This window comes from Mesorhizobium sp. B2-4-1 (assembly GCF_006442185.1).
GTDB lineage: Bacteria > Pseudomonadota > Alphaproteobacteria > Rhizobiales > Rhizobiaceae > Mesorhizobium.
The window spans coordinates 807,763-816,971 of record NZ_VFVN01000001.1 but is presented as its reverse complement, the minus strand read 5'-3'; the positions used below and the strand labels follow the sequence as shown (position 1 = coordinate 816,971).

The 9,209-nt window shown below is 63.1% G+C and carries 13 protein-coding genes; 3 read left to right on the top strand and 10 right to left on the bottom strand.

The features are described 5' to 3' along the window. Window positions 1-5: 5 nt before the first annotated feature. The 7 genes from ruvB to FJ949_RS04175 all read right to left on the bottom strand — a co-directional run bounded on the left by ruvB (window position 6) and on the right by FJ949_RS04175 (window position 4,356). The gene (gene ruvB, locus FJ949_RS04205; RefSeq protein WP_140493220.1) at window positions 6-1,043 is read right to left on the bottom strand and encodes a Holliday junction branch migration DNA helicase RuvB; all 1,038 of its coding nucleotides are present in this window, start codon (window positions 1,041-1,043) and stop codon (window positions 6-8) included. 43 nt (window positions 1,044-1,086) lie between these two features. Further along, window positions 1,087-1,707, bottom strand: coding sequence for a Holliday junction branch migration protein RuvA (gene ruvA, locus FJ949_RS04200; RefSeq protein ID WP_140493217.1), 621 nt, complete (start codon window positions 1,705-1,707; stop codon window positions 1,087-1,089). 27 nt (window positions 1,708-1,734) lie between these two features. After that, window positions 1,735-2,154 (bottom strand): type II toxin-antitoxin system VapC family toxin, encoded by a 420-nt coding sequence (locus FJ949_RS04195; protein ID WP_140493214.1) that lies wholly within the window; start codon window positions 2,152-2,154, stop codon window positions 1,735-1,737. Next, a complete protein-coding gene (locus FJ949_RS04190; RefSeq protein WP_140493211.1) occupies window positions 2,132-2,401 on the bottom strand; it encodes an AbrB/MazE/SpoVT family DNA-binding domain-containing protein in 270 nt (89 codons plus the stop codon). The genes FJ949_RS04195 and FJ949_RS04190 overlap by 23 nt, the downstream gene beginning before the upstream one ends. Before the next feature lie 55 nt (window positions 2,402-2,456). Beyond that, window positions 2,457-2,966, bottom strand: a complete 510-nt coding sequence (gene ruvC, locus FJ949_RS04185) for a crossover junction endodeoxyribonuclease RuvC (protein ID WP_140493208.1) — start codon at window positions 2,964-2,966, stop codon at window positions 2,457-2,459. 92 nt (window positions 2,967-3,058) lie between these two features. Beyond that, window positions 3,059-3,592, bottom strand: coding sequence for a DUF1465 family protein (locus tag FJ949_RS04180; RefSeq protein WP_140493205.1), 534 nt, complete (start codon window positions 3,590-3,592; stop codon window positions 3,059-3,061). A 383-nt stretch (window positions 3,593-3,975) separates the two neighbouring features. After that, the gene (locus tag FJ949_RS04175; protein ID WP_140493202.1) at window positions 3,976-4,356 is read right to left on the bottom strand and encodes a cbb3-type cytochrome c oxidase subunit I; all 381 of its coding nucleotides are present in this window, start codon (window positions 4,354-4,356) and stop codon (window positions 3,976-3,978) included. A 321-nt stretch (window positions 4,357-4,677) separates the two neighbouring features. Here FJ949_RS04175 and FJ949_RS04170 point away from each other — a divergent pair, with 321 nt between their 5' ends. Next, the gene (locus FJ949_RS04170; RefSeq protein ID WP_140493199.1) at window positions 4,678-5,229 is read left to right on the top strand and encodes a DUF2269 family protein; all 552 of its coding nucleotides are present in this window, start codon (window positions 4,678-4,680) and stop codon (window positions 5,227-5,229) included. Window positions 5,230-5,250: 21 nt separating this feature from the next. On the opposite strand, the gene FJ949_RS04165 is transcribed toward FJ949_RS04170, so the two are convergent. The 3 genes from FJ949_RS04165 to FJ949_RS04155 form a co-directional block, all read right to left on the bottom strand. Beyond that, window positions 5,251-6,021, bottom strand: a complete 771-nt coding sequence (locus FJ949_RS04165) for a sulfite exporter TauE/SafE family protein (protein ID WP_140493196.1) — start codon at window positions 6,019-6,021, stop codon at window positions 5,251-5,253. A gap of 116 nt (window positions 6,022-6,137) precedes the next feature. After that, complete coding sequence (locus tag FJ949_RS04160; protein ID WP_140493193.1) at window positions 6,138-6,866, bottom strand: class I SAM-dependent methyltransferase; 729 nt, start codon at window positions 6,864-6,866, stop codon at window positions 6,138-6,140. 87 nt (window positions 6,867-6,953) lie between these two features. Beyond that, window positions 6,954-7,394 carry an Lrp/AsnC family transcriptional regulator gene (locus tag FJ949_RS04155; protein ID WP_140493190.1) on the bottom strand — a complete coding sequence of 147 codons (441 nt, stop codon included), beginning with the start codon at window positions 7,392-7,394 and terminating at the stop codon, window positions 6,954-6,956. Window positions 7,395-7,524: 130 nt separating this feature from the next. Here FJ949_RS04155 and FJ949_RS04150 point away from each other — a divergent pair, with 130 nt between their 5' ends. Together FJ949_RS04150 and FJ949_RS04145 are read left to right on the top strand one after the other, a co-directional pair. Next, entirely contained in the window at window positions 7,525-8,430 is a 906-nt protein-coding gene (locus tag FJ949_RS04150; RefSeq protein WP_140493186.1) for a DMT family transporter, read from the top strand. 131 nt (window positions 8,431-8,561) lie between these two features. Next, window positions 8,562-9,209: a thiamine phosphate synthase gene (locus FJ949_RS04145; RefSeq protein WP_140493183.1), complete on the top strand. Its 648-nt coding sequence runs from the start codon at window positions 8,562-8,564 to the stop codon at window positions 9,207-9,209.

Sequence of the window (9,209 nt, the reverse complement as noted above, 5' to 3'; positions counted from 1 at the left end):
GGCCGCTATTCTTCCTGGAATAAATTGATCTGCTGTTGCGCCAGGTCCTTCGGCGCGTCGAGGCCGAGATGGCGCCAGGCATTGGCCGTCAGCACACGGCCGCGCGGCGTGCGCTGGATGAAACCCTGCTGGATGAGATAGGGCTCGATGATGTCCTCGATGGCATCGCGCGGCTCGGACAGGCCGGCGGCGATCGTCTCGATGCCGACCGGCCCGCCGCCGAAATTGCGCGCGATCATCGAAAGATACCGGCGGTCGAGCGCATCGAGGCCGAGCGCGTCGACCTCCAGCCGGGTCAAGGCCTCGTCGGCGATCAAGCGGTTCACATGACCATCGCCGGCGACCGAAGCGAAATCGCGCACGCGCCGCAACAGCCGGCCGGCGATGCGCGGCGTGCCTCGCGCGCGCCGCGCGATCTCCAGCGCGCCGTCATCGCCGAGCGGCATTTGCAGGATGCGTGCGCCGCGCCGCACGATCTGCTCCAGTTCCTCGACCGTGTAGAAGTTGAGCCGCACCGGGATGCCGAAGCGGTCGCGCAGCGGATTGGTGAGCAGGCCGAGCCGCGTGGTGGCGGCGACCAGGGTGAAACGGGCAAGGTCGATCTTGACCGAGCGCGCCGCCGGCCCCTCGCCGATGATCAGGTCGAGCTGGAAATCCTCCATCGCCGGATAGAGGATCTCTTCCACCGCAGGATTCAGCCTGTGGATCTCGTCGATGAACAGGACGTCGCCTTCTTCGAGATTGGTCAAGAGTGCGGCGAGATCGCCGGCTTTGGCGATGACCGGTCCGGAGGTTGAGCGGAAGTTGACGCCGAGCTCGCGCGCCATGATCTGCGCCAGCGTCGTCTTGCCTAGACCTGGCGGCCCGACGAACAGCACATGATCGAGCGCCTCCTTGCGCCCCTTGGCGGCCTCGATGAACACTTTGAGGTTGGCCCGCACCGCCGCCTGGCCGACGAAATCGTCAAGCGTCTGCGGCCGCAAACTCTGGTCGGCATCCTCGCCGCGTTTTTCCGGAGCGATCAGACGGGGGGAAAGGCTCATGCCGCCTTCCTTGCATATGGCCGGGAACCGGACAAGCGTGCGCTCATCGCGCTAGTTCCTTGAGCCCGAAGCGAATCAGCTTCGACGCGTCCGCCTCCTCGCCCGCCGTCTTCAGTGCCGCCGCCACCGCATTGGCGGCGGTGTCGCGGGAATAGCCGAGATTGACTAGGGCCGAGACCGCGTCTGTGATCGGCGCGGCTGCCACGCCTTCGCCGAGCTCCTGCTTCAAGCCGATCGTGCCCGAGGCGGCACCGGCATAGGCCGGCGCCTTGTTCTTCAACTCGGTGACGATGCGCTCGGCCACCTTCTTGCCGACGCCCGGCGCCCGGGAAACCATGGCGATGTCGCGCAGCGCGATCGCGTTGGCAAGGTCGGCCGGCGCCAGTGTCGACAGGATGGCCAGTGCCACCTTGGCGCCGACGCCCTGCACATTGGTCATCAGGAGCCGGAACCATTCGCGCTCCAGCACCGATTGGAAGCCGTAGAGCCGGATCATGTCCTCGCGCACATAGGTCTCGATGAACAGCACCACCGCTTCGCCGGGCGAAGGCAGCGCGGCAAGCGTGCGCGCCGAGCAGTAGGCGACGTAACCGACGCCATGCACGTCGACCAGGCAATGATCCTCGTCGATCTCGTCGAGCATACCCTTGAGCTTGCCGATCATGCCAAATCTTTCATGGAAGATAGGCCCTCATGGGTGCGTTTCAGGAGAAATGATGTCAAGGTCCGGGAAATAACTGCGATAACGCGCGGCGTCGCGCGTCAAAAGACGATGTCCGGCAACGGTCGCATGAGCGCCAATAAAGAAGTCCGGCAAGGTTCGTTCGCGGATTCCACCAGCACGGCGATAACGGGAATGCGTCACACCTGCAAGGAAGGCCGCATCCCAGGGCAGAAACTCGCGATCGATCTCGAGCATGTCGACCGCTTTTCGAAGCGCTGCCTCCGAGGCGATCAGCGGCGCCAGTTCAGACCAGATGATCGTATTGACCACCAAGTCGCCGTCGCGGCGGCATGAGGCGATTGCAGACGCCGACCATTTTGTCAGCGGTCCGGCCGGCCCCCAAACGTCGATCAGGACATTTGTGTCAATCAACGTCGAGATCTTCACGCGGCCCCCTCAGCCACTCCATATACTCGTCGGTCGTCATGCCACCCAGATCCAACGTCCCCTCCATCCGGTCAAGCACATTACTGAACCTGCGCAATTTCTCCTCCTCGGGGAGATTCTCGTTGACGGCCACAAGCCGAGCACCCTCATCGGTGGCCACGAATTCCACCTCGGAGCCCGGGCGGATACCCAGGTGATCCCTTATCTGTTTGGGGATCGTGACTTGGCCTTTGGTGGTGACGCGCATGGTAATACCTCAAAGTATTACCTACGACAGACAAGGGAACAAGTCAAGAACATCGTCAACCGGCAAGTGCCATCCGATAGGCGACGCTTTGCCGGTGATGCGCGTGGCAAATGGCTATGGCGAGCGCGTCGGCGGCATGTTCGGTGTCGAAGGTCGCTTTCGGCAGCAGCACCTTTACCATCATGTGGATCTGCTTCTTGTCGCCATGGCCGACGCCGATCACCGCCTTCTTGACGGCATTGGGTGCATATTCGGCAACGACCAGGCCGGCGCGTGCCGGCACCAGCATGGCGATGCCGCGCGCTTGGCCAAGCTTCAGCGTCGCCACCGCATCCTTGTTGACGAAGGTCTGTTCGACGGCCGCCTCATGCGGCATGGCCGTATGCAGGATTTCAGTCAACCCGTCATGCAGCTGGCACAGCCGCGTCGCCAGCGCCGCCTTGTCTTCGGAACGCACCGTGCCGGACGCGACGAAGCGCAGCGAATTGCCGAGGCTTTCGACAATGCCCCAGCCGGTGCGCCTGAGCCCCGGATCGATACCGATGATGCGAATCGCGTCCCTCATTCGGTTACTCTATCTCCCGGAGACAGCGATGCCAGCGAAATGTGAACAAACCGGAAACAGTAACGCGCTGACCGGGAACGTTCCAGAATAGTTCAGTTTCGGGCGAAAGCCGTGTTGAGCAGGCTGATCTGGTCCGAGACCGGATTGGGCCGGCGGCTCATGGGCTGCATGTCGACCACCGCGCCGGCGCCGTAGATCTCCTCGTCCATGCGGCGCACCAGTGCCTGCAGGCGCAGCGACCGGTTGACGAGGTCGAGGAAATCCTTGGGCAGTTCGGCCCAGCCGGCCGCCTCGTCATGGGCGGAGGCGGTGTCGAGGCGCACCTTGGACTTTTCCGATGCGACCTGGTCGCGGGTCATCTCGCCGGAATTCGCGGCGCGCTGCAGAAGCAGCCACGAGGCGACCTGCATCAGCCTGGTGGTCAGCCGCATCGATTCGGCCGCATAGAGCGTGGCCGCCAGCCGCGACAGCTTCTTGGCCTCGGCCCGGCCCTTGCCGTCGAGATACTCCGCCGCCTGTTCGACTAGCCCCATGCCTTCCTGGTAGAGCGGTTTGAAGGAGTGCGAAAAGACCCGACGTTCCGCCAGCTTGACGGTTTTCGCGCTGCCCTTCGAAGGCTCGTTCATCGATACGCCCCTGCACTTGCAACCGGCCGATTCGGCTTACTGCCGATACACCCGGAACCCTACATAACTGAAGCTTGAAAATGCGCCTCGTCCGGGGTGAAGGCAAGCACATGTTTAACAGAAGGTTAACGTGATCCGGTGCGGACCGTGTCGCTGGAAAGCGGACAAAAAAAGAGCCGCGGATAAGGCGGCTCTCAGGAGTTTAACAGGGAGGCGTCAAACAAAGTGGCTCCAACCACTCGGTAAGAATCCAGATCACTGGATGCGCATAGTAAACGCCTGTAAAGCTTAATGAACCCTTAACGGCGCCGATGTTTTTTGAGCGAACCCCGCGCCACTGTGCCGTAACAGCACAGTTCCTGAAGGATGTGCCGAGCCTCGGCTCAGGCCGTTTTCCAAACCGCCGGCAAGGCGATGAAGGCAAACAGCAGCAAGGCCGCGTAGAAACCCATCGAAGACGCCGCCACCAGCGGTTCGATCGCGGCATCGCCGCCAAGCAGGAAGTAGAGCCCGATCAAAAGGCCGATGCCGCTGATTGCGGTCAGCCAGAAGTGAACGACGGCAACCGTCTTCTGTCCGACCGCCGGAAACAGGTGATAGAAGAAGGCGAAGACCGCCGACATCAGCCAGCCAGCGACCATCGTATGGGCGTGGGTCGGCATCTGGCCATGGTCCTGGCTGATCGCCATGTACAGGCCGAGCGCCATGCCGCACAGCGCATAGATAACGGCCAGCGTGAAGAAATTCCGTGCTACCCCTTGCATATCTTTCCCCCGAGTTGCCTTTCCCGTGTTCGGGAAAGGGTTGATCGTCAGGCGATTGCTCTCGCCACCGGGCTCCCGGCGCGGGCGCACTAGCATCGGCACTGTTTCTGGACGATGTCGCGCCCCCGGACGCCCCTCATAATAGCAGAAAACCGGATGGCGCGCTCGCAATATCAGTGGCTCCTTACGTTAGCCGGCACTTGAAACAGAACTGGTTTTTTCACGACATCGTTCCGAAACAGGCGCGGCGATAAACGCTTGGCCATCGAAGCGGCAGGCGAGGATTCGCTCCTTCCGCTACATCAGGCGCCGAGGAGAAGCATGGACTGGTATTCGATCGTTAAATTGCTGCACATTCTTTCGGCGACCCTATGGGTCGGCGGCGGTTTCGCGCTGATGGTGCTGGCGACGCTCGCCGATCGGTCGGGAAACATCCAGGGAACGCTGCAGGCAATGCGGGCTACGGGCGAATTGGGAAACCGCTTCTTCGCGCCGATGTCGATGCTGACATTGGCCTTCGGGCTAATCATGTGCTGGTTCTGGGTCGGCTTCTCGCAACTGTGGATCCTGATCGGCCTTGCCGGCTACGCGACCACCTTTTCAATCGGCATGTTCGTCTTCAAGCCGAGCGCCGATCGCATGGGCGCGATGATCGCCAGGGATGGCGTGACGCCGGCCGCCCTAGCCTATGGCCAGCGCATCCTGCGGGCGGCGCGCTTCGACTATGCGGTGATGCTGGTCATCATCGCCGACATGGTGCTGAAGCCGACCATCGACGACTTCACGGTCCTTGCCGCCATGGGGCTTGTGTTGGCGGCTGGCGCCACCCTGGCGCTCGGCCGACCAAGGCGCATGGTGCCGAGCGTCGCCTGAGGCAGGCGAAAACGGTCCCGGCTACATCAGGCCGGCGATCCCGTCCCACAGAAGCTTCACCGCGACGACGGCCACCGTCGCATAGGTGAAGGGATAGAAGATCTCCGGACGCATGCGGCGCACCAGCCAGGCGCCGGCGATGGTGGATAGCGGCGCCAGCGGCATCAGCACCGCCGACGCGGTCAGATTGGTGCTGTCGAACTGGCCGAGCGCGAAATAGGGAACGAGCTTCAGCGCGTTGGTGGCGGCAAAGAAGATCGCCGCCGTGCCGGACAACACCTTCGGGTCGAGCCGGATCGGCAGCGCGTAGACCTGAAAGGGCGGGCCGCCGACATGGGCGACGAAGCTGGTGAAGCCGGCGACCGTGCCCCAGAGGGCCGCGGCGACGCGGTTGGGCTGCGCCGCATGGTCGGCGCCGTGGCGGTACTTCAGATAGAGCCAGCGCAGCACGAAAATGATGGCGACGGCGCCGACGATCAGCCGCACGGCCTCCTCGGTGACCAGTGCGGCCGTCAGCCAACCGAGACCGATACCGATCACCGCGCCGGGCATCATGTCGACCAGCATCTTCCTGTTATAGACGCCCCACCATGTCCATACCGAAACGATGTCCATCAGGCACAGGATGGGCAGCAGGATGGCCGCCGCTTGCACCGGCGGCATGGTCAGCGCCATCAGCGGCACGCCGACGAAACCGACCGCGCCGCCAAATCCGCCCTTGGACAGGCCGACCAGAATGACCGCCGGGACGGCGGCCGCATAGAACCACGGATCGGAAAGCAGGCCTGACATGGAGGAGGGACTGGTCTGGAGGGAAAGCGAGTCAACGCCTGAATAGCCCAGATTCCCGAGCGGAGCGACAGCAAATGTGGGCGTCGCCACAGCAAGGCCGGCCCATTCTGCTCTGCCTATCGCCGGGCCGAGACCAGCAGGAACATCGGCCGCTCGAGCTCTTCCGCCAGTTCGGGCTTGGCCGCGATCTGCGCGTCGGTCGGACGGAATTCCTCGACATGCTCGATGGTGAAGCCGCACCGGATCAGCGTGTTGAGCGTGGTGCCGATGGTGCGGTGATGTTTCACAACTCCCTTGGCCAGCCAGTCCGTCTTGCGCGGTCCCTCCACCAGATACCGGTCGACGGGCCATGTCTTGCGGCCTTCGGCATCGACAGACCAGCCGGGATGGGTCGGAGCCATATAGATCGGATGCTCCGTCGAGAAGACGAAATGCCCGCCGGGGACCAGGCACCGGTGCACGGTCTGGAACAGCCGCGCGGCATCGCTGACATAGTGCAGGGCAAGCGAGCTGTAGGCGAGATCGAAAGCCGTCGGCGGCAGGCTGAGTTCATCGAGATCGGCGCGTTCGTAGACGATGCCGGCGTCCGGGCCGGCGGCACGCGCCCGGGCGAGCATCTTTTCCGACAGGTCGAGACCCAGAACCTCCTTGGCCCCGTGTTCAAGAGCCCAGCGGCAGAACCAGCCGAAGCCGCAACCGAGATCGACGATTCGCAAGCCGCTGGCGTCGGGAAGCATCGCGCGCAGCGCCGGCCACTCGGCGGCGCCGTCCAGCCCTTCGACGGACCGGCCGAGTTGGCTGTAGCCTGCGAAGAAATCCGGCTGATCATAGACATTCTGCGCCATGTTCTTTCCTCGTTGTTCATATGCCTGACTGGCGGAGCCGCCACGCATTTCCACCACCGCCAAGCAGAGTCAAGAAACGCGGACCGGTCATGCGCCGAGCGGTGGCGGCCGCCGCCGGATCGGCTGCGCCTTGATGATGGCGGTGCTGGTCTCGGCCTTGTCGGCGATGCGATCAAGGATACCGTCGAGGTCGGCGATCGAACGCACGAACAGCCTGGCGACGAAGCAGTCGTCCCCCGTCACCTTGTCGCATTCGCCGAATTCGGCGATCTCCTCGATCAGCTTCTGGACGATGTGCAGCTTGCCCGGCAGCGGCTTGATGCGCACGATCGCCTGCAATGTATAGCCGAGCGCCAGCGGGTCGATCTCGACGGTGAAAGCCCTGATAACCCCGCGCTCCTCGAGCCGCCTCAGCCGCTCCGAAACGCTCGGCGATGACAGCCCGACCTGGCCGGCCAGCTCCTTCAGTGAAGTCCGCGCATCCTTCACCAGGATTTCGAGGAGACGTCGGTCGAGATCGTCAAGCATTTCACATTCTCAGGATTTCCGGGTATTTGCCTATTTTTAATAGGCAAAACCAGCATGTCACCTTTCTCGCTGGGTGGAAAGCTCAGGATCAGCATGAGATTATGCACAAGCAACGATCTGGAGATTTGTCGTGAGCGATACAGCACGTGGGACGATCGAAATGTCCGCCGCAATGGCGATTCTGGGAACGATCGGATGGTTCGTCGTCCTGTCCGGCCAGCCTATCATGGATGTGGTGTTCTGGCGCTGCGCTTTCGGCGCGGTGACGCTGCTCTTCATCTGCGTCGGCCTCGGCCTGTTGCGCAACAGGCTGTCGCTTCGCGTTTTCGCCATCGCGGCCCTCGGTGGCGCCGCTATCGTCGTCAACTGGCTGCTGCTGTTTAGTGCATTCTCGCGCGCGTCGATCTCGATCGCCACCGCTGTCTACAATATCCAGCCTTTCATGCTGGTCGGCTTCGGCGCGCTCTTCTTCGGCGAGCGGCTGACCCTGACGAAATTGACTTGGCTGGCAATCGCCTTCGCCGGCATGGTGCTGATCGTCGAGGCCGCCCCTGACGCCGGCGATATCGGCACCAACTATTTCGCCGGCATCGTCATGGCGCTGGCCGCTGCCTTCTTCTGGGCCGTCGCCGCCATCGTCACCAAGAAGCTCAAGGGCACGCCGCCGCATCTCATCGCGCTCGTCCAGGTCTGCGTCGGCGTGTTGATGCTGGCGCCCTTCGCCAATCTCTCGCATCTTCCGACCGACGCAAGGAGCTGGGCCATGCTGGCGACGCTCGGCATCGTCCACACCGGTCTGATGTACATCCTGATGTACGGCGCCATCCAGAAGCTGCCGACGCACCTGCAGGGGTCGCTGTCCTTCATCTACCCGATCGTTGCGATCCTGGTCGACGTCACGGCATTCGGCCATCGCCTGCATCTCAGCCAACTCGTCGGTGCCGCCGCCATCCTGATCGCGGCCGCCGGCATGAATCTCGGCTGGAAATTGTGGAAGCCAAGGCCTGCCGCGGCAGGTGCGCAACCGATCGAGTAACGCCAATCGCCGGCGCTTCGGCGGTCAAAAATAGCGATCCCGCCTGCCCGCCTGTTCAAAGCGGGCACTTTGCTCTATGCCGCAATCCAACCATCTTCGCCCGGCATAGGCGAAACCCGGGATCGAAGACCATGAACGACGCAACGCCCCCCAATCGCTGCCGCATCGTGCTGATCGCGCCATCTCGCGTGCCGGCCGCCCGTATCGTCTCGGCGTTCGAGGGCGGCGACGTCGCCTCGCTCATCCTGCCGCAGAACGACATGGACGAAGCTTCCTTCCAGGCCTTCGCCGCCGAAATCGTACCGGCGGCACAGGCGGCCGGCATCGCGGTCGTCATTGCCGGCGATACGCGCATTGCCGGGCGTGTCCAGGCCGACGGCATTCATGTCGAGGTCTCCAAGGCCGAGCTCGCCGAGACGGTCGAGCATTTCCAGGCAAAAATGATGGTCGGCGCCGGCGGCGCCAAGACGCGTGATGACGCGCTCGAACTCGGCGAAGTCAGGCCCGACTATATTTTCTTCGGCCGCTTCGGCTACGACAACAAGCCCGATCCGCATCCGCGCAACGTGGCGCTGGGACAATGGTGGGCGCAGATGATTCAGATCCCCTGCATTGTCATGGCCGGATCGGAGCTCGCTTCGATCGAAACCGTCGCAGATACGGGCGCCGAGTTCGTCGCCCTGTCGAGTGCGGTGTTCGCCGACGGTGTCGATCCCAAGGCGGCGATCGCGCAGGCCAATGCGCTGCTCGACGAAACCGCACCGCGTTTCGAGGACTGA

Excerpts from the sequence above, each read along its gene's own strand:
- ruvB (WP_140493220.1), bottom strand. The coding sequence starts at position 1,043 with ATGAGCCTTTCCCCCCGTCTGATCGCTCCGGAAAAACGCGGCGAGGAT.
- ruvA (WP_140493217.1), bottom strand. The coding sequence starts at position 1,707 with ATGATCGGCAAGCTCAAGGGTATGCTCGACGAGATCGACGAGGATCAT.
- FJ949_RS04190 (WP_140493211.1), bottom strand. The coding sequence starts at position 2,401 with ATGCGCGTCACCACCAAAGGCCAAGTCACGATCCCCAAACAGATAAGG.
- ruvC (WP_140493208.1), bottom strand. The coding sequence starts at position 2,966 with ATGAGGGACGCGATTCGCATCATCGGTATCGATCCGGGGCTCAGGCGC.
- FJ949_RS04180 (WP_140493205.1), bottom strand. The coding sequence starts at position 3,592 with ATGAACGAGCCTTCGAAGGGCAGCGCGAAAACCGTCAAGCTGGCGGAA.
- FJ949_RS04175 (WP_140493202.1), bottom strand. The coding sequence starts at position 4,356 with ATGCAAGGGGTAGCACGGAATTTCTTCACGCTGGCCGTTATCTATGCG.
- FJ949_RS04170 (WP_140493199.1), top strand. The coding sequence starts at position 4,678 with ATGGACTGGTATTCGATCGTTAAATTGCTGCACATTCTTTCGGCGACC.
- FJ949_RS04165 (WP_140493196.1), bottom strand. The coding sequence starts at position 6,021 with ATGTCAGGCCTGCTTTCCGATCCGTGGTTCTATGCGGCCGCCGTCCCG.
- FJ949_RS04160 (WP_140493193.1), bottom strand. The coding sequence starts at position 6,866 with ATGGCGCAGAATGTCTATGATCAGCCGGATTTCTTCGCAGGCTACAGC.
- FJ949_RS04155 (WP_140493190.1), bottom strand. The coding sequence starts at position 7,394 with ATGCTTGACGATCTCGACCGACGTCTCCTCGAAATCCTGGTGAAGGAT.
- FJ949_RS04145 (WP_140493183.1), top strand. The coding sequence starts at position 8,562 with ATGAACGACGCAACGCCCCCCAATCGCTGCCGCATCGTGCTGATCGCG.